The sequence below is a fragment of the Nocardia sp. NPDC050413 genome, from assembly GCF_040655475.1.
GTDB classification, from domain to species: domain Bacteria; phylum Actinomycetota; class Actinomycetes; order Mycobacteriales; family Mycobacteriaceae; genus Nocardia; species Nocardia coubleae.
The window spans coordinates 21,465-41,306 of the sequence record NZ_JBFAJZ010000021.1 but is presented as its reverse complement, the minus strand read 5'-3'; the positions used below and the strand labels follow the sequence as shown (position 1 = coordinate 41,306).

Sequence of the window (19,842 nt, the reverse complement as noted above, 5' to 3'; positions counted from 1 at the left end):
GCCTTGGACGACAGCCCGACCTTGTGCCCGACGACCTGGGCGCCGTCGCGCAGTCGGCGTTGGATGTTGAGCAACTGGATCTCGTAGGCGTCGACCACGTCGATGCCGGGGTACCGGTCGACCAGCGGCGCCACGGCCACCCGATTCTGTTCGGCGCGCGCCAATTCGTCCGCGACCTCGCTGCGCACGGTGGGGCTCAGCATGCTGCCTCCGTCCTTGTCGTCGTGATCATGCGCCCCATGCTCCTCGGTGGGGGAGCACCCGAACGGTCCGCTTCCCGCTGGCCGGAAAGAAATTCGCTGGTCTTCCCGGATCCTGGGAAAGTCACGTCTACAACTGCGCGGTATCGGCTCGGCGAGGCATGAACAGGCAGGCCACGACCATCACCACCGTCATCGCGGCGATGGCCACGAACACGAGATGTATTGCCCCGGCGAGCTTTTCCGGAGCCGGGGACCCTGCGATCCGAGCGTTGACGATCGCACCGAACACGGCCACACCCACAGCGCTCCCGAGCGAGCGGGCGAACAGCGCGGCCGAGGTGACCACACCCCGCTCCGACCAGGCGGCGCCGGTCTGCGCCGCGATGAGCGTGGGCGTGGCGACCAGCCCCATTCCCGCACCGACGACGAAACACGATGCGGCCACCTGCCACAGCGCCGAGTTCTCATCGATGAGCAAGGTCGAGGCGGCCCCGATCGTCGCGACACAAGCTCCCGACACCGCGCAGGCCCGGAAACCGAAGCGCAGGTACACCTTTCCGGCCTGCGCGGCCGACAGCGGCCAACCCAGCGTGAGCGCACCGGTGACGAGCCCGGCAACCAGCGCGCCGGTCCCCAAGACCCCTTGGTTGAACATCGGCACATAGGTGGTGAACCCGAACAGCAGCGCACCACCGAGCATCGCCGCCACCGTGCTCGCCAGCACCACCGGCCGGGTGAAGATCCACAACGGCAGAATCGGCTGTGCCGCACGGGTTTCGACCACGACGAAGACTGTCAGCAGCAGTGCGGCTCCGGTGAACACACCGATCCCCGTCGGCGAATCCCACGCCCAGGCGCGACCACCTTCGAGCAGACCGAGGACCAGAGCGCTCGCACCGGCGGTGAGCAGGAACGCCCCGGCATAGTCGACGCGGGACTGCCGCCGAGGCACCGTTTCGGTGAAGCCGCGCACCAGCATCCACGCGGCGAGCACAGCCAGCGGCAGGTTGATCAGGAAGATCCAGCGCCAGCCGAGGTAGTCGGCGAAGACGCCGCCGAGCAGCGGACCGGTCACCGACGCAACCGCCCACACCCCGGCGAGATAACCCTGGATCGTGGCGCGTTCGGCCAGGGTGTAGAGATCGCTCGCGATCACCATGGTCGTCGGCTGGATCGCGCCCGCACCGAGCCCTTGCACCGCGCGGAACACGATCAGCGCGAGCATGCTGCTCGCCAGCCCGCACAGCAGCGAGCCGAGCGCGAAGACCGCGATCCCGAACAGCATCACCGGTTTTCGGCCGAACGTGTCGGCCAGCGCGCCGTAGACGGGAACGGTGACGGCTTGGGCGAGCAAGTAGCTGGAGAACAACCAGGGGAACAGCGCGAAGTCGCCGAGACTGTCGGTGATCGCGAGCACCGCGGTGGCCAGGATCGTCGAATCGAGGGCGACGAGCCCGGTCGCGAGCATCAGCGAGACGAGCACCGGCCCACGCTCGGACCCGAACCCGACCGATTCCCGCGCGGTATCAACAGCCACAGCGCACCTCCCGGATCAGAAGCGGATGCGGACGGTGCCGGTGCGCGGGCGCGCCTGACAAGCGAGGATGTAGCCGGCGGCGATGTCGTCGTCGTTCAGCACACCGGTCCTACCCATCTCGACCTCGCCGTCGAGCACCGTGCAGGCGCACGAACCGCATTCACCTTCCCGGCACGAGTACGGCACATCGAGTCCGCGGGCGAGCATCACGTCGACGAGCGTCCGGTCGCGGGGCCAGCGCAGCGCGTGGACGGTGCCGTCGAGCGCCACGTCCACGTCGGCGGCTGTGTCGTCGGAGGCGACGGCTACCGGCTCGGCAAACGGATCACCCGACAGGGAGACGAACACCTCGCTGGTCACCCGCTCTCGTGGACGATCGGCCAGCGCCTCGGTCACTGCGGCCATGAACGGGGCCGGGCCGCACAGGTACGAGTGGTAATCGGCATATGGCGCGGCGAAATCGGCCAGCGAACCGGCATCCGGCAGACCGCGTTCGGACTGCAGCCAATGCGTCACCGCGAGCCGCTCCGGGTATCGCCGCGCCAGTTCGATGAGCGCCCGATCGAAGATCACCGACTCCCGATCACGGTTGGCGTAGAACAACACCACCTTGCCCCGCCCACCGACCAGCGCCGAGACCAGGATCGACAACACCGGTGTGATCCCACTGCCCCCGGCCCACAACAGCAGATCCTCGTCGAGCGAGGCAGGCGTGAAGGTGCCGGCCGGCGGCAACACATCGATGCTGTCGCCCGGGGATACGTTGTCGCACAACCAGTTCGAGCCGTACCCACCCGCGGTGCGCTTGACCGTCACCTTGAGTGGTTCCCCCGTGAACGGCGAACTCGCCAGCGAATAACACCGCGCCACCGGCTGCTCCCCGGGTATCCGCAGCGTGAGGAACTGACCGGGCCGATACCCGAACCTCTCCTTCACATCCTCGGGAACCTCGAACACGAACGAACGCGCATCGGCAGTCTCCTCGACCACCGCCGCGACCCGCAGCGTCACCACCCGCGCACCAAGCGCCACGCCGACACTCGCCCTCGTCACCGATGTCCTCCTACGCTCGCGAACACGTCGCCACGACGGTCCCAGCCCTGTGTCGCCCTGGCAGCCCCGGCTCCCGGTGGTCGGGAGACCGCGTCGCGGTGCCCGCTCACCGGGAGATTCAGGGTGCGGCAGCGGCAGTGCCGAAGCGGTCACTTGTACCAGTCGTCGCCTTCAGCGCCTGCCCGCCGTTGGAGGTAGTCGGTCAGCGAACCGGCCGCCCACTTGCGGTCATCGGTCTCGTGCTCCCACACATACACCCCGGTGTTGTGTCCAGACGGCAGGCGAACGTAGCAGAATTGGTCACCGCCACCGTTGTCACCGAAGAACATCAGCTGGTCGAACGACATGTACAGCTCGGCGAATTCGGCGTCGCACCGGAACTCGATGTTCTGGTCGATCATCTCCTGTACCGACCACACCAGCCCGGCTCCCCACTCGGCCTGCACACCGTTCGTGCACCTCAGCAGATCCCGCAAGTCGTTCGGCACCTGCTGCCCGAGTCGCCGTTCGATCTGATCGATCTCGGTGTCGGAAACCGGTGGTGCGAGTTCGGCATCCGCATAAAGTTTTTCGATCAGGTCCTTCCACATTTGCCAGATCCTGCCACGATGCGCTGCGCGGCGACGACGGCTCGGTACTGGTCGAGCAGGCGGAAGAAAGCATCCATCGCGGTCTCGCCCTCGCTCAGGTTATTCTCGATGGCCGCCGCCCAACCGAACGCGGTACCCCACCCGAACTCCTCGAACAGCACATGCAGAAGGGTCCTCCCGGGCTGAGATTGAACGCTTCTGGCACGGAATGCACTTCGAGCGCGACACCGTAGCCGCAAAGGAGCGTCATGAGCTCCTGCAATGACCCGCCGCGAACCCACATCAGCGGCCGCAATCGAACGCTCTCGTCGAGGAGTTCGTACACATCGCGGTAGTCGGCCAAAGGCCGGACCGACCGTTCCGGACCGTGAGAATGTGGGGAGTTCTCTTTTATCACGTGCCCACTTCAACCCGGATCCACGTGGCCTGCCTCGCGAATCCGTTAGGCGGGACCTGCTGCCAGCAGTTCGAAGGCACTGTGGTCATTCCAGGTCATACACGACCACCGTGATACCTCGGCTGGACAGGTGACCCCTGATGAGCGGTTCGATCCGGTCCCAGGTACCGCCGGCCAGCCCGCACCCGATCCGCGGCATATGCACCGATGCATCCGACGAGGATGCGAAATCGGCCAGTTGGCTCAGGCACTGACCGACGGCGTCGTAGCGGATAGGTGGGTTGCCCGCGCTGGTGCGGATGCCGTGTTGTCCGATCATGTTGGCTACGTGGAGATGAGGCGCGACGGGGACGAATTGCACGGCACCCAACGCGAAGTCGTTGGCACCGCGTTGCTTGTACCAATCGCGGAACGACCGTTCGGGTTGCCGCCAGCGCGCAGACACTGCGACGACGAAACCTTTGCCCCAGCGACCGAGATCGTTGCAGATGTGGGCGATGATCGCTGGTCCCGTGGTGCTGGGTGCGGTGGCATCCCCAGTTCGGTACTCGATCGCAGCCATGGTCATGATCTCGACCCTAGGCACCGGTACCGACATGAATCGGTCGATGCGAACTGTCCTGCATTCGGCATCAGGACGTCGAGACACCGTGTCGCCAAGGTGTTCGGGCGACCGCCCAACGTGCGCGTTTCGACAGAAGTGGACGCCAGGCCAGACTGGAGCTTGTGCTGGTCGACGAAATTGCTGTCAAGGTAGCGCAGAGCGTTCCCCGGTTGGGCTCGACCCGACTGGTCGCTGTAGACGGGCCCGGCGGTGCAGGGAAATCCACTCTGGCGGACCGCCTCGCCGTCGCGTGCCGTGCCGAGCTGCTCCGCACTGACGACTTCGCATCCTGGGACAACCAACTCGACTGGTGGCCGAGGTTGGAAGCCCAGGTACTGGAACCGCTCGGCCAAGGCCGTCCCGCACGGTACCAGCGGTATGACTGGACTTCGCGCGCCTTCTCGGAATGGCACGAGATGGCGAGCCCAGATGTGCTGATCCTGGAAGGGGTCTCGTCCGCGCGCGCAGCGGTCCGTGACCGCCTGTCGCTGTCGATCTGGGTGGAAACCCCGCGCGATACGCGGCTCAGGCGCGGGCTGGACCGCGACGGGGTCGAAGCGCTGCCGCTGTGGCAGCGCTGGATGGCTGCCGAGGATGCCCACTTCGCTGCCGACCGGACGCCAGACCACGCGGACGTGATAGTCGACGGCTGGCATCCACAGGAATGAACGCTCATCGGCATGAGCGGATGTTCCTGGCCTCCAACGGATGTGCGGGGTCAGCGGGGAACGCCCGAATATTCCCATGGAACCAGGTTTCTGCCGTGGGGAGCGGGTTCGGTGTTTCGACCGAACATCGCGTCGGTAGGGTTCGGTGATCAATCCGGGGAGGACAACCGCGTGGCACAGCTTCAGCATCGGATCGACGAGATGACCGATGACTCGGGATTTCTCGGCCTTGTCGACCCCCATGCATACACGTCGTTCGTGGGTGAAGACTGGACTTTGGAAATGCTGTTCGAGCGCTTCGAATCCGAGATACGGCAGCAGACGATGCTGTTGTGGGGAACCGGCGGCGAGGAGCAGTGGCGGATCGACATTTCGAATTCTCCGGTGGATCCGCGGCTGCCGGTCATCAGGCAGATCACCGGCCCCATCACCGTGACGCGTGGTGAGCTGATCGTGGTCAATCTGGAGACGGTCACCATGGCTGCCCAGTACGCGGAATCCGCCGTGGACGACGACAAGGACATATACGGGTCCGGCATCGAACTCCCCAACGGCGACTACATCTGCACCGTCAGCCAACTCACCGATCCCGAGGAGGATCGGACACACGAAGGTCCCGACTTCCACCTCCAGTTGATAGCCGGCCGAACCTCACCATGGTCTGGGGTCGCTTGGTCCGAACTGTGACGAGGCTACTTCTAGTAGAGGTTCCAGCTGCCGTCGCGAAGCAGCCAAATCGAGCTGCGAACAGCGGTGCGTTCCTGGCTACGTGTCCGGTAGGTCACGTGAATCACGGTCGGCGCCAGACGTGCGGCTGTGACGTGGTCGATCGTGGGCGCCGAGGAAATGTCGTCGCTCATCATGTCGAGAATCGACTCTCTGTCCCACACCCTGCCGGATGCGCCGAACTCGCGAAAGTCCGCGTCCAGTAGCGCAGCGGAATCGGCTCTGGTGTTTCGAATCTGGCGGTCGGCCAACCGCAGCTCAGCTGAAACCACGTACTCGATCTCGGAATCGTCGTTTATGAGGGCCACTCGGACAGTTTGGGCACCCGAGCACGGAGCGGCAACAGATTTCGTGTGCGGTCCGGACGTCGACCTGGGATGTGCCTCTTATTCGCCGGTCGAATGCGTTCAAGTGCGTCGGCTTTCATAGGGGTTTCCGAGCTGATCGGTAGCGTCGCAGGACAGGATCAGCGAGAAGGAATTGAGCGAGACACGCTGGGCGCAGTTGGTGGATCGGATGAGTGTTCTTGTCGCCCGGCTCGTCTGAGTGATGTCAGAGTTGGAAGGTGACTCCGGTGAGTCGTTCACTGTCGGCCCACAATCGCGCGCCAAGTTCGCTGTCGGCGGCGCCTTTCGGGAGTTTCGCGGGTCTCGGCGTGCCGGAGGTCTGATCGCGTCCAGCCGGGCCGATGAATTCGCCGCTGGTGATGTCGGGAGTGGTGGCGGCGTACAGCGACGGCCACGCGGCGCCGGCGGGCGAACCCATCAGCATGCGGGCTGCGAGAGGAGTGAGAATGCGGGTCAACGCTCCTGTGCCGTGTCGTTGAAGGCTGGTCATCGCCGAACCGGGGTGGACGACGATGGCTTCGATCGGTGTGTGGACGGTGCGGCGGGCGAGTTCGAGGGTGTAGACGATGTTGGCGCGCTTGGACTTCGCGTACGCGGCCATCCCGCTGTAGTTGTAGTCGCTCATCAGGTCGTCGAGCTTGCCGAAGGGCCAGCGTGCGGCGATCGCGCTGACGGTGACGACGCGAGCCGCGATCGAGCGGCGGACGGCGGGCCAGAGCAGGGCGTCGAGGGCGAAGTGGCCGAGATGGTTTGTACCCATTGTCATCTCGAATCCGTCGCGGGTGGTCAGGCGAGTGGGCAGATTCATCACCCCGGCGTTGTTGAACAACATGTCGATGGTTTCGGTCGCCGCGATCCGCTGGGCTGCGCGGCGCACCGAGGTGAGGTCGGACAGATCCAAGACCAGGGTGGTGGCCTCGGCCCGGGGTGTCGCGGCGTGCACGGTCGCGACCGCTTCGTCGAGCTTGGTCTGATCGCGTCCGGCCAGGATGACTCGTGCGCCGCGCGCGGCCAGTTCACGAGCAGTCTCCAGTCCGATTCCGCTGTTGGCACCCGTGATCAGGGCGGTGCGACCGGTCTGGTCGGGGATGTCTGCTGGAGTCCAGTGCGCCATGCGTATCACGCCTTCATTGTTGAATGAATGTTCATTAGCAACTGTGGGGTGAGGCGGTCTCGTTGTCAAATGAACGTTCAATAACTATGTTGGGGAGGTGCGCACCAGGGACCCCGAAGCGAAGCGGCAGTTGCTGTTCGATGCGGCGCTGGCCGAGTTCGCCGAGTTCGGTTTGGCCGGAGCCCGTATCGATCGGCTGGCCAAACGCGCAGGAGTCAGTGCGGGCCTGGTGTATTCCTTCTACAAGGGCAAAGACGAGCTGTTCGACGCGGTCTTCGACATGATCGTGGACACCACCGTGGCGACGGTGCCGTTCGACGCCGACCGGCTGCCGGAATACGCTGTGCAGCTCTACGACGCCGGCCTGGCCAACCCCGAGGTGATGCGGTTTCTGATGTGGTACCACCTGCTGCGTGGCGAGTCCGCCCAGCGTGCTTCGGTGGCCGAGTCGATGCGCGCGAAGGTCGAGGCGATCGAACAGGCGCAGCGACGCGGGACGGTGGCCACTACGCAGCCGGCCACGCACATACTGGCCTTGGTACTGACTGTCGCGAACATGTGGCATCAACCCGCCGAAGACATTGTGCGCCTGGTGCCACGAACCGACCGCCGTCGTCTCGTGCTGGACGCGGTCGCAACCCTGATCTCACCCGCCGATACCTGATGTGTCTGCGGCCGCCGCTCGCCCGGTATCGGACTCTGAGAGGCGGTGTTCCCGGTTGCGGACGAGGGACTGCATCGACTCTTCACCCACCGCTGGATCGGCCATGCTGCTGAGCAGGGCTCTGGCCAAGTCGACTGTCGGATTCAATGCTGGATCAGGCCACCGACCGGCGTGGACGTGACATGGCCGGTCGGCGGAAGGGTCTGTGCCAGAGCCAGACCCGAATCGACGAGCGATGATCGTCGTAGATGTGCCACTTCGGAGGTCGAAGTCCAGGTCGGCTCGACGGTCGCCCCGTTCGGTTCAGCTCTGAGACCGCCACCGGTGACGCGGATGAGATAGTAGATCCCGATGTTCTGGTGCACTACGCCCGCGTGGGCGACATGTGCCGGAATCATCCTCGAATCCACCCCGAGCAGGCGTTCGACGACGCCTTCGAGTCCAGTCTCCTCCGCGAGCTCGCGGGTCACCGTATCGAAGGGGTCCTCGCCGTGCTCGACCCCGCCGCCCGGCAGCGTCCAATTGGATTCGCCATTGTGCCCTACATGGCGAACAAGCAGTACCCGATCGTGTTCGAGGCAGACCCCGTATGCCGCGATTCTCGAAGTCACCGCTGAACTCTATCTACGGCGCTCGTATCGATGTTCGGAAAGTGTTCGATGAGTGGCAATTTCGATCCGGCCTATGCGGACGTCAGCGTTCATGCGGCGCCCTCCCGCGCGCTTCACAGAAGCGGAATGGTGGCGGTGGCCCATTCAGGTAGTGGTTCACAGCGCGCGAGCCAGTCTGGTGGTAAGACGTCGATGCCGGCGCCTGCACCGACGATCCCGCCGATGATCGCGCAGGTGGTGTCACTGTCACCCCCTGCTGAGGCGGCTGTCCAGCACGAGTCTGCGAAATCGTGGCCGTGGTGGGCCACGACCCAGAGGCAGAACGGGACGGTGTCGAGGGCGGAGGTTTCGTGTCCGACACCCAATTCCACAGCGGCCGTGCTGGAATCGCTGACGAACCGGGCCTCGCTGATCTTGCTTCGGACCGAACCGCGGGGCGTCCGGGCCGCGACCGCGTCGAGAAGCTCAACTCCGCGTACCTGTGGTTGCGCCGAGGACAAGGCGGCAGCGACAGCCACCGCGACCGCACCGGCCACGGTATCGGGGTGGGTGTGAGTGACTTGCGCCGAGGCTGCCGCCTCATCGACAACTCGGTCCATATCGTCAGCGAACCACGCACCCAGGGGTGCCACGCGCATAGCGGCGCCGTTGCCCCAGGACCCCCGCCCACCACGTGCCTGTCGAGCGAGTTCGCCCCAGTGATAGCCCTTTTGGCGCATGAGCCGAAGTATCCGGCTCGTCCCGGGCCCGTACCGGCGATAGATGTCGTAGTGCTCGGCGAAGGAACGCGCCAGCGCCTCCTGGTCGATGCGGCCGTGCGCATTGAGCACAGCGAAAATCGAGCACGCCATCTGTGTGTCGTCGGTCCATAACCACGGTCCTGGTAAGAGGGTTCGCGACCGCAACGCGCCGTGATTGATCGCGTCGTCGAAACATGCCCCGAACGCGTCTCCGACCGCCGATCCACGCAACGACGACAGTGCCCGCGCCCGTCTGTCAGGGTTCATCCGGCCAGTCTGTCAGTCGCCGACCACCGGCTCGACTCCGATCTCGCGCGAAGCAGACCATGATCAGGATGTCCTGAGCCGCAGCGGGTCTACCCGCCAACTGCGGTCTCGCCGATACTGACGACTGCTGGGTGGGTTCGCTGCCGTCGCCACCCTGACCGGTGGTGCGCCGCTGCACGGGGTCGAGGCAGAATCGCGGCCTACCGAGCTGACGTCGGCTCACCCGAGTGCTCGTGCCACCCGCTTTTGTGGTCGTTTCACAAGGTCTCAGGCTTGCCGAGTAGCGGGGAAGGTTGCCAGCTCGGTCGTCACCTACGGTGCGACATCCCGCGACAGGCTGGTGAGCTCCCGCCTGTATCCAGGGGTTCGGATTGCCTTTCGGACCCGGTCGAGCGTGCTGTGTTCACCGATGGCCGATCACAGACCGAAGAGCTCGCTGTCGCGGCCACGCATGATGGTCTTGGCAGTGGGGTCGATCGCGATGAGGCGATCTACGACTGTGTCCAGCAGAGGGTGGTTGCGTTCGGGATTGTGCGGGGTGGCTTCGCGAATGGTGGCTGCCAAAAGAGCAGGCTCATCGAGCTCCCGCAGGAGGCCTTCGGCAGCACCGTTCAGGACCTCCCACAGCCCGATGACGTCAGCCGCATCGAGGAATCCGCTTGTCCGCTGCGACTGCCACCGCCGCCTTCCAACCACGATGTCGAGCAACACCAGCGATCAGATGCCTTTTGAGTACGGCCATACCCGCATGCTCCTGGCCGGCCGCGAATCGCTTCCAGTCCGCGAAGAAGCCCTCGACGTCGCTTCAGCAGACGGCGGACGAGTTCCTCGAGGACACGGTCACGGACGGCAACAACGGCAGCCGGTAACGGATAGGGAGGGGGTTGCGCCGCTTCTCGCTCGACGTCCCCTCATGGTCTTGCCTGCCGCTGACGCACTCGCGTCGGTGTGGTGCAATCCACCGCTCGACGCGAACCTGGCGAGTACACGAAACCGGCAGAAGCGTGTGTTCGAGATCGGCGATGGTTCGGCGTCCGTGTCGAGTGACGAGATGGATTGTGCTCGAGCCGGGCGGGTTATCGGTGCGTGACCCAGTACATTCCGCGTCCAGACTCCGCAGGTGCGCGTTTCGCTCGGGGCTCTACACGATCGAGGTGATAGCCGAGTCGTCGGGCGACGGCGGCACTGCGGAGATTGGCTTCATCACAGTGGATTTCCACACTGTCGATGCCTGGCAGTTCCAAGGCGATTCGAGTCAGCTCGGCAACGCTGCGAGTCACGACACCGCGACCGATGTGTGCGACGTGGCACCAATAGCCGACTTCCAAGCTCGAGGGGCCGAGACTGTCGTGCAGGCTGATCGCGCCGAGGAGCGTGCCGTCCGCGTCGAAAATTCCGTAATCGAAGCTGTGGTCGGCGGTGGGCCAACTCTCGGCGCACATTCGACTGCGTGCGCGTTGCTTCTCCAATGTCGGTGGTGCGGTGAGCCAATCCATCCAAGGACGGAGGTGGTCGTAGGACGCGGTGATCGCCTGGAAGCGGGCCATCAGATCGTCCGGCTGCCAGCGGCGTATCAGGAGGCCTTCCAGAGCGACTCGTTGCGGAGGGCCGACACCCGGTGCGAGAGCGCGAGAAGCTGCAACTGCCACAGGGGAGATATTGCCGGTCCACTCTGCTGCACCGCAACCCGATATCCGCTGTCGCGCGTCGACCGCCGCGCCGGATCGCTCACCCGATACTCGACATGAGCGGACCGTCTGGACGCGCGACGGGACGCAGGTGTCATCGGCGCTCCGACAAGGCGCACCCGTGGTCAACGCCGTCACCCGGCTGGCCGGGCGGTGCGAAGCAGGCCCCGGTGGGACTTATCGAGATGTCGGTCGACAATGAAGCGGGCACTGGTTCCAACTAAGGGAGGCCTGCTTGTCCACGGCGGTGCGGACCACGCACCGTCGAATACGACTATGTATTCCCGGTTCGATGAAATGACATGAGTGATGTCGGCGGTCACTTCCGAACCCAGAGGATGGCGTGGCGCGGGATCAGCGTGACGACCCCGGCCACATGATCGCCGCCGGGCTACAGTCTGCGAGCCTCGTCGAGGTCGGTCCGTTCGGGTCGGGTTCGGTCATCGCGTGACCACCCGGCGACGAGCTTCCCGAACCAGCGGGCTCACGCGGAACATCTCACCGGGATCAGAGGTCTCCAGGGGCGCCCAGTACTCGAGCCTTTCGGCGATTGCTGGTGCTTGCGTAGCCTCGTACACCGCAGCAGAGTGTCGATCAACTGCTCGGTTCGTTCCGGCGCCGCTGTGGTGGCCAGATGACTCTCGGCCGAATCGAGGACCAGATCCAGCAGCCAGTAACTCAGTTCCCAGTCTGATTTGTGCGCGAGTAGCAGACGGGTGAAGTCATCGAGTCGCTCCGGATCGGACACCTCGACAGGCCAGTCCTGCATCCAGCTTTCGTGCGGGATGTTCGCCAGTCGCGCTACTCGAGTCGCCGAGTTCCCGCTTGGATAGATCACGCAGGGAAGGTACCAACTCAGCGAAATCGCGCGATTCCGCGAGAGCCCGGCAACTTCTACTCGCATCGGCAGAAGTTCGTAACCGGCGGGTCGGTGGCGGGATCGGGCTCGACCAGGGACGCTCCCGGTGGGTGGGAAGTCTCGCCGTGTCGTCCGCTCACCGGGAGGGTCGGGGGATGTGGGGGAGTTGCGACTTTAGCGTCGGTCGGGTGGACACTCGATCTGGTAGGGGCGACCGATGAATCGCATGCAGGACAGGGTGGCGCTGGTCACCGGTGCGGCCAGAGGGATGGGGCGCGCGCACTGTGTGCGGCTCGCCGAGGAGGGCGCGGACCTGATAGCCCTCGACATCGACGGCGCCGCAGCGGAATTGGCGACGACGAAACGGGCGGTCGAGGCGTTGGGGCGGCGGTGCGTCACCGCTACTGCCGATGTGCGTGAGGCGGACGCGCTCGATACGGCCGTTGCGGGTGGGGTGCGTGAGCTCGGCAGGCTCGACGTGATCGTCGCCAACGCGGGCATCTACACCGACCTCGCGCCGTCGTGGGAGCTCACCGACCAGGCCTGGCAGCGGACCATCGATATCAACCTGACCGGCGCTTGGCACACAGTGCGTGCGGGTGCACAGGCCCTGGCCGACGGTGGGTCGATCGTGATCGTCAGTTCCGTCAACGGCATCGTCGGCGGCGCCATGGCGGCGCATTATTCGGCCAGCAAGCATGCCGTGGTCGGGTTGGCGCGCACGCTCGCCAACGAGCTCGGCCCGCGTGGCATCCGGGTGAACACCGTGCATCCGGGGTCGGTGGCGACGCCGATGATTCTCAACGACGAGGTCTACGCGAAACTGCGCCCGGACCTGGCGAATCCGACGCGGCAGGACGCGGCCGAGGCGCTGGCCCGCCGCACCCTGCTGCCGGTTCCGTGGGTGGAACCGGTCGACGTCAGCAATGCCGTGCTCTTCCTCGCATCCGACGAGTCCCGTTATGTGACGGGAACCCAGCTCGTGGTGGATGCCGGACTGACTCAGAAGGTGTGACATGGGACGGGTTTCGGGCAAAGTAGCGGTCGTGACCGGCGCCGCGCGCGGTATCGGGCGCGCGCAGGCGATCCGGCTGGCCGAGGAGGGTGCCGACATCATCGCGGTCGACCTCTGCGGACCGGTCGACACCGTGGTGACGCCACCGGCGAGCCGAGACGATCTCGACGAGACCGTTCGTGCCGTCGAGGCGACGGGTGCGCGGATCGTCGCCACGGTCGTGGACGTGCGCGACGGGTCGGCGTTGCGGGCCGCCGTCGACGCCGGGGTCGGTGAGCTGGGCGGGCTCGACATCGTCTGCGCCACAGCCGGAATCAGTTCGAGTGCGTTCGCCCTCGAGCTGACCGAGCAGCAGTGGCAGACCATGATCGACGTCAACCTCACCGGGGTGTGGCAGACCTGCAAGGCGGCCACACCCCACCTCATCGCCGGTGACGGGGGAGCGATGATCCTGACCAGTTCCATCGCCGGCTTGCGCGGGCTGGTCGGCGTCTCCCACTATGTCGCGGCCAAACACGGTGTCGTCGGGTTGATGCGTTCGCTGGCGAAGGAACTCGCGCCGCACCATGTCCGGGTGAACACCGTGCATCCGACCAACGTGGACACGCCGATGATCCAGAATGACATGGTGCGCAAGGTCTTTCGGCCGGACCGGGAGAATCCGACCCGCGAGGAATTCGCCGAGGCCGCCACGTCGATGAACATGCTGCCCATCCCGTGGGTCGACCCCGTCGACATCGCCAACGCCACCCTGTTCCTGGCCTCCGACGAAGCCCGCTACATCACCGCCGTCACCCTGCCGGTGGACGCGGGCAGCACCCAACGCTAGGGCGGTTGCCTGCGGAACGTCACCGGACCAGGAGGGGTTCCGGCGCCTCGGCCAGGCCGGTGAGTGCGTTCGGGAGGGGGTCGTGGTGGACGACGCCGAGGCGCTGGGTGGCGCGGGTGAGTGCGACATACAGCTCCGCGGCGCCACGCGGTCCCTCCGCGAGGATCCTTCCCGGTTCGACGACGAGGACGGAGTCGAACTCCAGGCCCTTGGTCTCCGACGCGGGCACCGTGCCCGGCATGCCGACCGGGCCGATCACCACACTCGTGCCCTCCCGGTCCGCCTCGGTACGTACGAATGCCTCGACAGCCGAAGGGAATTCGGAGGCATCGACCTGCTGCGACCACGGCTGTACACCACACGCGCGCACCGAATCGGGTGGCCGAACCTCCGGCGCGAACTCGGCGAGCACGGCGGCGGCGACCGTCATGATCTCGGCGGGCGTGCGGTAGTTCACCGTGAGTGAGCGGTACACCCAGCGGCCGGGAACATACGGGTCGAGCACCGTCGCCCACGCGGTGGCGCCTGCCGGTGACCGGCGCTGGGCCAGGTCGCCGACGATGGTGAACGACCGGCTCGGGCAGCGGCGCATCAGCACCCGCCAGTCCATCTCCGAGAGCTCCTGGGCCTCGTCGACCACCACGTGACCGTAGGTCCAATCACGGTCGGCCGCAGCACGTTCGGCGAGCTCGCGGGTGTCGCGCTCGAGGAACCGGTCGGCGAGGTCCTCGCCGTAGAGCATGTCCTGGGCGAGCAGGTGATCCTCGTCGTCCATCAGGTCTTCGCGGCTGATCAGGGTGTCGAGCACGCCCTCGGCGTAGGCGGCCTCGGCCTTGCGGGCGCGTTCGGCGCTGTCGTCGGCGGGAGTGTCGCGACCGAGCAGGTCGACCAGTTCGTCGAGCAGCGGCACATCCGAGACTGTCCACGCGGTACCGTCGGCCCGCCACAGCGACTCGTCCGCGTTCGCGGCGCGAAGACGCTCGGGGGACGAATACAGTTCGCCGAGAAGGCCTTCCGGGGTGAGAGCAGGCCAGCATTCGTCGAGCACAGCGACGAAGTCGGCGTTCTCGGCGAGTTCGGCGGTCAGGTCCGCGCGCAGCTGCTCCCACGCCTCGCTGTCCTCGCGCGTCAACCAGCCCTTCCCGATGCGGGCGATCGCCCGTTCGGTGAGCACATAGGTGACGATCTCGGCGAACACCGCCCGTGCCTCGTTGTGCGGGCGCCCGCTCGCCCGCGCCTCCTCGCGCGCCCACTCCGCGACGGCCGCGTCGACGCGCACCGTCGCATCGGCCAGCTCGATGTCCCGCGGCGCCGCGGGCAGTCGTTGCCGGTCCGCGATCGCGGCGCCGAGCACCTCGAGAATGCGCAGCGAGCCTTTGACGCGCGCCGCTTCCGGTGTGTCCTCGGCGGTGGCATGCAGACCGGGCATCAGATCGGCGGTGGTGGCGAAGACGACGTTCGTCTCACCGAGCGCGGGCAGCACGTGCGCGATGTGGTTCAGGAACGCCGGATTCGGGCCGACCACCAGCACACCTTGGCGTTCCATCCGCTTGCGCTGGGTGTAGAGCAGATAGGCCACCCGATGCAGCGCCACGACGGTCTTGCCGGTACCGGGGCCGCCCTCGATCACGGTGACGCCCGGGTGTTCGAGGCGGATGATCTCGTCCTGCTCGGCCTGGATGGTCGCCACGATGTCGCGCATCCCGTCCCCGCGCGGTGCGTTCACCGCCGCCAGCAACGCCGCGTCGCCGCCTTCGCCCGCGTCGGGCCTGCCGAGGACCTCGTCGGTGAAATCGAGCACCCGGCGATCGCGGGTGTGGAACTGCCGCCGCCTGCGCATGCCCTCCGGGTTGGCGGCCGTGGCCACATAGAAGGCGCGCGCGGCCGGTGCGCGCCAGTCGAGCAGCAGTGGTTCGAAATCGTCGCCGACATCGAACAGGCCGATGCGGCCGATGTAGGACCGTTCGCCCGAGACCGCGTCCAGCCTGCCGAAACACAGACCGTTGTCGGCGACGTTGAGACGCTGGATCTCCTTCCCGAGCGCGCGCACCTCGTTGTCGCGTTCCATCGGGGAGTTACCGGTGCCGCGCAGGGCGGCGCTGTAGCGGCCCTTCACCTGTGCGCGCTCGGCGTCGAGCCGCGCGTACAGGCCCGCCACGTACTCGCGCTCCGACCGCAATTCCTCGTCGTGACCGTGTTCCGGCACAAGCCCTCACTTTCGGTGTTTCCGCAGGTGAAATGCTGCGGCCGACGATTATGCGCCACAAAGGGGGCCTTGTGGCAAGGCCCCCTTTACGGTATACAGTGAAGGTGGAAAGAGACGCTGTCAGCGCGTGAGGAACGCCAGCACCGTCGATTCGAATTCTTCCTTCCGCTCGATCATCGCCCAGTGCCCGCAGTTCGGGAACACGTGCAGTTCGGCGCGCGGAATCGTGCGCATCGGGATCAGGGCCATGTCGAGCGGGCTCACCCGGTCGTCGCGGCCCCAGGTGACCAGCGTCGGCGCCTGCACCTTGTGCAGCATGGCCCAGGGCGGGGGAGCGTCCGAGGCTTCCATCGCCCGCACCATCGCCGTGAACGCCGCCTTGCTGTACATGCGCCGGGCGCTGTCCAGGGTCGCGGGATCGGTGGCCTGGGTCCAGCGCTCCTCGACGAGTTCCTCGGTCACCATCGCCGGATCGAACACCATCGAATGCAACCACTGCACCAGGCGTTCCCGCGTGGGTTCCTCGGTGAACTCCTGCAGCAGCTTGATGCCCTCGCCGGGGCCGGGGCTGAACAGGTTGCGCCCGATCCCGCCGATGGTCACCAGCCTGCCCACCCGATCCGGTTGCGCGATGGCGTAATTCAGCGCCACGCCACCACCCATCGAGTTGCCGATGATATCGACCCGCTCCAGACCGAGCCCGTCGACGAAGCGCGCCACCGCGTCCAGCGCGGTCACCATCGGGTGTCCGCCGAAGTCGTCGCTCACCCCGAAACCGGGGAACTCGAGAACCAGGCAGCGGAACCGCTCGGCGAAGGTGGCCAGATTGCCGCGGAAGTTGCGCCACCCGGTCACCCCGGGACCGGAGCCGTGCAGCAACAGCAGGGGCGGGCCGTCACCGGCCTCGTGGTAACGCAGAACCCCTGCGTCGGTGGGCAATTCGCGCAACGTGCCGTCATAGGTGATGCTCATCAGGCGTGGGTTCCCCCGTCGATGCGGATCTCGGTGCCGGTGATGAACGCGCCGTCCTCGGACACCAGCATGGCGATCACTCCCGCCACCGCGTCCGGGTCGCCCATGCCCGCGCCACCGGACTCGAGCTCGGTCGGCAACACGGGAGACAGCTTGGCGAACAGCGACCAGTCGGCATCGGCGGGCACGTAACCACCGGTGGCATCGGTGATCCCGGACTTGATGCTGCCCGGCGCCACCGACACCGCACGCACACCCTTGCCGCCGTACTCGAGGGCGATGGCATGGGTGAAGGACTGGATGCCGCCCTTGCTCGCCGCGTACGCCGCCATGTACGGGTGCGCGAAGGCCGCCGAGGTGGAGCTGAAGTTCACGATGGTCGAGCGCGGATTGGCCAGCAGCGCGGGCAGTGCCTCACGGACCACCAGGAACGTGCCGGTGAGATTCACCCCGATGATCTGGTTCCACAACTCGAGGGAGGTCTGCTCGGTGTGCGAAGCCCGCAGGATGCCCGCCGCGTTCACCACCGAATCCAGACCACCCAGGGTGGTGGTGGCCGATCGGACACCCTCGACCACCGATTCCTCGCTGCCGATGTCGAGGGTGACGACGCTGAAACGTTCACCCGTGCCGCGGTCCTTCGCCTGCGTGGCGGTGGCCGCGAGGCCGTCGGCCGACACGTCGGCGCCGACCACCGTGGCGCCCTCGTCGAGCAGGCGCAGCGCCGTCGCGCGGCCGATACCGGATCCGGCGCCGGTGACCAGCGCCCGATGACCGTCGAGTCTGTGCATGATGTTCTCCTGGTTCTGTGGGTCAGCCGAGGCGGCCGGGGACCGGTTCGTTGCGGAGCTGATCGGTCGCCAATTCGCCTGCGGCGACAGCTCGTTCGATGGAATCGCGCAGCGCCGGGCAGGTCGGGATCCAGCTGCTCGGCTCGCCGAGGGCCGCCCGGCGGGCGAACTCCGGGCAGGCGGACTCGGCGTCGTCGAGCCACTGCACGCTGGTGTGACTCGGACTGAACTTCTCGGCGAGCACCCGGTTTCCGCAGGTGGCGCACTGGATGGGTTGCATGATCTTTCCCCGGGTCAGCGTGCGGCCGCGGCGTGGTCGGCGGCGACGTACCCGAACACCATGGCCGGACCGATGGTCGCGCCCGCGCCCGCGTAGTCGTTGCCCATCACCGCGGCCGACGTGTTGCCCGCCGCGTAGAGCCCGTCGATGACGGAACCGTCGGCGCGCAGCACCTGGGCGTTCTCGTTGTAGACCAGCCCGCCTTTGGTGCCGAGATCACCGATACGAATCCGCAGCGCGTAGTACGGGCCACGGTCGAGCGGGTCGAGGGTCGGCTGGGGCAGGGTCGGGTCGCCGTAGTAGTTGTCGTACGCGCTGTCACCGCGCCCGAAGTCGTCGTCGTGGCCGTCGCGGGCGAACCCGTTGAACCGCTCGACGGTCTCGCGCAAGCCGAGGGCGGGCACACTGATGGCCGTCGCCAGCTCGTCGACCGTCGCGCCGGTGCGCAGAAGACCGCTCTCGAGCCAGGACGCCGGGAACTTCTGGCCCGGCACGATGCCGCCGATCGGGTAGCGGCTCTTGGCTTTCGCATCGAAGATCAGCCAGGCCGGGTCGTGCGAGCCGGCCAGCTGGGCGTGCACGAAGGTGACATAGGGCGCGGCCTCGTTGGTGAAGCGGGTGCCCGAGCTGTCGACGATGATCGAGCACGGGATCGACCGCTCCGACACCAGCACCTGGTTGACACCCTCCGGGCGCTGGAACGACGGCATCCACCAGGCGTCGTCCATCAGATCCACTGCGGCGCCGACCTTCTCGCCGGCCACGATGCCGTCGCCGGTGTTGTCTGCCGAGGCCGCGCTGAAATTGTCGCGGCCACCGTCGGGCAGGTACTGCTTGCGCATGGCCTGGTTGTACTCGAACCCGCCGGTGGCCAGCAGGACGCCGTCGCGGGCGCGGATGCGGATCTCGCGGCCGCCGCGCTCGGCGAGCACCCCGATCACCGCGCCGGTGTCGTCGGTGATCAGCGACCGCAGCGGGGTGTTCAGCCACAGCGGCACCCCGGCGTCTCGCAGGGCAAGGCGCAGCCGGGCGATCAGTGCGCGGCCGAGTGTGTCCATGTGCCTGCGCAGCACGATGGCCTTGATCGCGCGCAACCCGGTGAGCAGCGCGGTCCAGCGCGCCTTCCAGGTGCGGGTCACCATATTGAGCTGGACGAAGTCCTTGGAGGTGATGAACAGACCCGGCGGGGTGGCGAGGGCCGCCGGGCGCAGCAGATCCTCGTCGGGGCCGAGCTGTTTGAGGTCGACGGGCAGCGGTTCGATCGACCGGCCGGCCGGGCGACCACCCGGCGCCTCGGGGTGGTAGTCGGAATAGCCTGTGCACCACTGGAATCGCAGGTGCGGGCTGGTCTCGAGGAACTGCAGCATGCGCGGGCCCTCGTCGATGAAACGGTCGAGATTGGCGGTCGGCACGCGGTCACCGACCACCGCGTCGAGATAGGCGCGCACGTCGGCGCGATCGTCACGCAGACCCTCCCGCAGCAGGGTCGGATTGTTCGGCACCCAGATACCGCCACCCGAGAGAGCCGTGCTGCCGCCGTAGTAGGCGGCCTTCTCGATGACGAGCGTGTCGAGGCCGCGGTCGGCCGCGGCGAGCGCGCCCGTGAGCCCACCCGCACCGCTGCCGACGACGAGGAAGCCGACTTCGTGGTCCCACTGTTGCTGGTTCGCAGTCATTCTCG

General features: G+C 66.6%; 21 protein-coding genes and 1 pseudogene. 5 read left to right on the top strand and 17 right to left on the bottom strand.

Features of this window, described 5'->3' with window-relative positions:
- From AB0I19_RS28395 to AB0I19_RS28370, 6 genes and pseudogenes are all read right to left on the bottom strand, one after another.
- Positions 1 to 203: pseudogene (locus AB0I19_RS28395) on the bottom strand (2-keto-4-pentenoate hydratase); the annotation flags it as partial.
- A 127-nt stretch (positions 204 to 330) separates the two neighbouring features.
- Positions 331 to 1,740 (bottom strand): MDR family MFS transporter, encoded by a 1,410-nt coding sequence (locus AB0I19_RS28390; RefSeq protein WP_357152978.1) that lies wholly within the window; start codon positions 1,738 to 1,740, stop codon positions 331 to 333.
- Between the two features lie 15 nt (positions 1,741 to 1,755).
- Positions 1,756 to 2,793: a ferredoxin--NADP reductase gene (locus tag AB0I19_RS28385; RefSeq protein ID WP_357152975.1), complete on the bottom strand. Its 1,038-nt coding sequence runs from the start codon at positions 2,791 to 2,793 to the stop codon at positions 1,756 to 1,758.
- Between the two features lie 149 nt (positions 2,794 to 2,942).
- The gene (locus AB0I19_RS28380; protein ID WP_357152972.1) at positions 2,943 to 3,383 is read right to left on the bottom strand and encodes an SMI1/KNR4 family protein; all 441 of its coding nucleotides are present in this window, start codon (positions 3,381 to 3,383) and stop codon (positions 2,943 to 2,945) included.
- Positions 3,368 to 3,544, bottom strand: coding sequence for a hypothetical protein (locus AB0I19_RS28375; protein ID WP_357152969.1), 177 nt, complete (start codon positions 3,542 to 3,544; stop codon positions 3,368 to 3,370). The genes AB0I19_RS28380 and AB0I19_RS28375 overlap by 16 nt, the downstream gene beginning before the upstream one ends.
- Before the next feature lie 321 nt (positions 3,545 to 3,865).
- Complete coding sequence (locus AB0I19_RS28370) at positions 3,866 to 4,348, bottom strand: macro domain-containing protein (protein ID WP_357152967.1); 483 nt, start codon at positions 4,346 to 4,348, stop codon at positions 3,866 to 3,868.
- Positions 4,349 to 4,506: 158 nt separating this feature from the next.
- Here AB0I19_RS28370 and AB0I19_RS28365 point away from each other — a divergent pair, with 158 nt between their 5' ends.
- A complete protein-coding gene (locus AB0I19_RS28365; RefSeq protein ID WP_357152964.1) occupies positions 4,507 to 5,052 on the top strand; it encodes an AAA family ATPase in 546 nt (181 codons plus the stop codon).
- Positions 5,053 to 5,223: 171 nt separating this feature from the next.
- Positions 5,224 to 5,739 (top strand): hypothetical protein, encoded by a 516-nt coding sequence (locus AB0I19_RS28360; RefSeq protein WP_357152961.1) that lies wholly within the window; start codon positions 5,224 to 5,226, stop codon positions 5,737 to 5,739.
- A gap of 11 nt (positions 5,740 to 5,750) precedes the next feature.
- Here the strand turns inward: AB0I19_RS28360 and AB0I19_RS28355 are convergent, their stop codons facing one another.
- Positions 5,751 to 6,086, bottom strand: coding sequence for a nuclear transport factor 2 family protein (locus AB0I19_RS28355; protein ID WP_357152958.1), 336 nt, complete (start codon positions 6,084 to 6,086; stop codon positions 5,751 to 5,753).
- A gap of 244 nt (positions 6,087 to 6,330) precedes the next feature.
- Positions 6,331 to 7,239, bottom strand: coding sequence for an oxidoreductase (locus AB0I19_RS28350; RefSeq protein WP_357152956.1), 909 nt, complete (start codon positions 7,237 to 7,239; stop codon positions 6,331 to 6,333).
- A gap of 97 nt (positions 7,240 to 7,336) precedes the next feature.
- Here AB0I19_RS28350 and AB0I19_RS28345 point away from each other — a divergent pair, with 97 nt between their 5' ends.
- Positions 7,337 to 7,903 carry a TetR family transcriptional regulator gene (locus tag AB0I19_RS28345; RefSeq protein ID WP_357152953.1) on the top strand — a complete coding sequence of 189 codons (567 nt, stop codon included), beginning with the start codon at positions 7,337 to 7,339 and terminating at the stop codon, positions 7,901 to 7,903.
- 143 nt (positions 7,904 to 8,046) lie between these two features.
- On the opposite strand, the gene AB0I19_RS28340 is transcribed toward AB0I19_RS28345, so the two are convergent.
- The 4 genes from AB0I19_RS28340 to AB0I19_RS28325 all read right to left on the bottom strand — a co-directional run bounded on the left by AB0I19_RS28340 (position 8,047) and on the right by AB0I19_RS28325 (position 11,170).
- Entirely contained in the window at positions 8,047 to 8,514 is a 468-nt protein-coding gene (locus AB0I19_RS28340) for an NUDIX domain-containing protein (protein WP_357152951.1), read from the bottom strand.
- 113 nt (positions 8,515 to 8,627) lie between these two features.
- Entirely contained in the window at positions 8,628 to 9,521 is an 894-nt protein-coding gene (locus AB0I19_RS28335) for an ADP-ribosylglycohydrolase family protein (RefSeq protein WP_357152948.1), read from the bottom strand.
- Between the two features lie 417 nt (positions 9,522 to 9,938).
- Complete coding sequence (locus tag AB0I19_RS28330) at positions 9,939 to 10,232, bottom strand: hypothetical protein (RefSeq protein ID WP_357152945.1); 294 nt, start codon at positions 10,230 to 10,232, stop codon at positions 9,939 to 9,941.
- 365 nt (positions 10,233 to 10,597) lie between these two features.
- A complete protein-coding gene (locus AB0I19_RS28325) occupies positions 10,598 to 11,170 on the bottom strand; it encodes a GNAT family N-acetyltransferase (RefSeq protein WP_357152943.1) in 573 nt (190 codons plus the stop codon).
- 1,115 nt (positions 11,171 to 12,285) lie between these two features.
- On the opposite strand from AB0I19_RS28325, the gene AB0I19_RS28320 reads away from it, so the two are divergent.
- Together AB0I19_RS28320 and AB0I19_RS28315 are read left to right on the top strand one after the other, a co-directional pair.
- Positions 12,286 to 13,083 carry a mycofactocin-coupled SDR family oxidoreductase gene (locus AB0I19_RS28320; protein ID WP_357152941.1) on the top strand — a complete coding sequence of 266 codons (798 nt, stop codon included), beginning with the start codon at positions 12,286 to 12,288 and terminating at the stop codon, positions 13,081 to 13,083.
- A gap of 1 nt (position 13,084) precedes the next feature.
- Positions 13,085 to 13,912: a mycofactocin-coupled SDR family oxidoreductase gene (locus AB0I19_RS28315; RefSeq protein WP_357152939.1), complete on the top strand. Its 828-nt coding sequence runs from the start codon at positions 13,085 to 13,087 to the stop codon at positions 13,910 to 13,912.
- A 19-nt stretch (positions 13,913 to 13,931) separates the two neighbouring features.
- On the opposite strand, the gene helR is transcribed toward AB0I19_RS28315, so the two are convergent.
- The 5 genes from helR to AB0I19_RS28290 form a co-directional block, all read right to left on the bottom strand.
- Positions 13,932 to 16,118 (bottom strand): RNA polymerase recycling motor ATPase HelR, encoded by a 2,187-nt coding sequence (helR, locus tag AB0I19_RS28310; protein ID WP_357152937.1) that lies wholly within the window; start codon positions 16,116 to 16,118, stop codon positions 13,932 to 13,934.
- Between the two features lie 120 nt (positions 16,119 to 16,238).
- The gene (locus tag AB0I19_RS28305; protein WP_357152934.1) at positions 16,239 to 17,090 is read right to left on the bottom strand and encodes an alpha/beta fold hydrolase; all 852 of its coding nucleotides are present in this window, start codon (positions 17,088 to 17,090) and stop codon (positions 16,239 to 16,241) included.
- Positions 17,090 to 17,881, bottom strand: a complete 792-nt coding sequence (locus tag AB0I19_RS28300) for an SDR family NAD(P)-dependent oxidoreductase (protein WP_357152931.1) — start codon at positions 17,879 to 17,881, stop codon at positions 17,090 to 17,092. Before AB0I19_RS28300 ends, AB0I19_RS28305 begins: the two co-directional genes overlap by 1 nt.
- Positions 17,882 to 17,903: 22 nt before the next feature.
- Positions 17,904 to 18,161 (bottom strand): hypothetical protein, encoded by a 258-nt coding sequence (locus AB0I19_RS28295; protein ID WP_067492154.1) that lies wholly within the window; start codon positions 18,159 to 18,161, stop codon positions 17,904 to 17,906.
- Positions 18,162 to 18,175: 14 nt separating this feature from the next.
- Positions 18,176 to 19,837: an FAD-binding protein gene (locus AB0I19_RS28290; RefSeq protein WP_357152928.1), complete on the bottom strand. Its 1,662-nt coding sequence runs from the start codon at positions 19,835 to 19,837 to the stop codon at positions 18,176 to 18,178.
- Between the last annotated feature and the right edge of the window lie 5 nt (positions 19,838 to 19,842).

What these genes read in the sequence shown, in the direction of transcription:
- AB0I19_RS28380 (WP_357152972.1), bottom strand. Translation starts at nt 3,383, where the DNA reads ATGTGGAAGGACCTGATCGAAAAACTTTATGCGGATGCCGAACTCGCA.
- AB0I19_RS28370 (WP_357152967.1), bottom strand. Translation starts at nt 4,348, where the DNA reads ATGACCATGGCTGCGATCGAGTACCGAACTGGGGATGCCACCGCACCC.
- AB0I19_RS28350 (WP_357152956.1), bottom strand. Translation starts at nt 7,239, where the DNA reads ATGGCGCACTGGACTCCAGCAGACATCCCCGACCAGACCGGTCGCACC.
- AB0I19_RS28335 (WP_357152948.1), bottom strand. Translation starts at nt 9,521, where the DNA reads ATGAACCCTGACAGACGGGCGCGGGCACTGTCGTCGTTGCGTGGATCG.
- AB0I19_RS28320 (WP_357152941.1), top strand. Translation starts at nt 12,286, where the DNA reads ATGAATCGCATGCAGGACAGGGTGGCGCTGGTCACCGGTGCGGCCAGA.
- AB0I19_RS28315 (WP_357152939.1), top strand. Translation starts at nt 13,085, where the DNA reads ATGGGACGGGTTTCGGGCAAAGTAGCGGTCGTGACCGGCGCCGCGCGC.
- AB0I19_RS28305 (WP_357152934.1), bottom strand. Translation starts at nt 17,090, where the DNA reads ATGAGCATCACCTATGACGGCACGTTGCGCGAATTGCCCACCGACGCA.
- AB0I19_RS28300 (WP_357152931.1), bottom strand. Translation starts at nt 17,881, where the DNA reads ATGCACAGACTCGACGGTCATCGGGCGCTGGTCACCGGCGCCGGATCC.
- AB0I19_RS28295 (WP_067492154.1), bottom strand. Translation starts at nt 18,161, where the DNA reads ATGCAACCCATCCAGTGCGCCACCTGCGGAAACCGGGTGCTCGCCGAG.
- AB0I19_RS28290 (WP_357152928.1), bottom strand. Translation starts at nt 19,837, where the DNA reads ATGACTGCGAACCAGCAACAGTGGGACCACGAAGTCGGCTTCCTCGTC.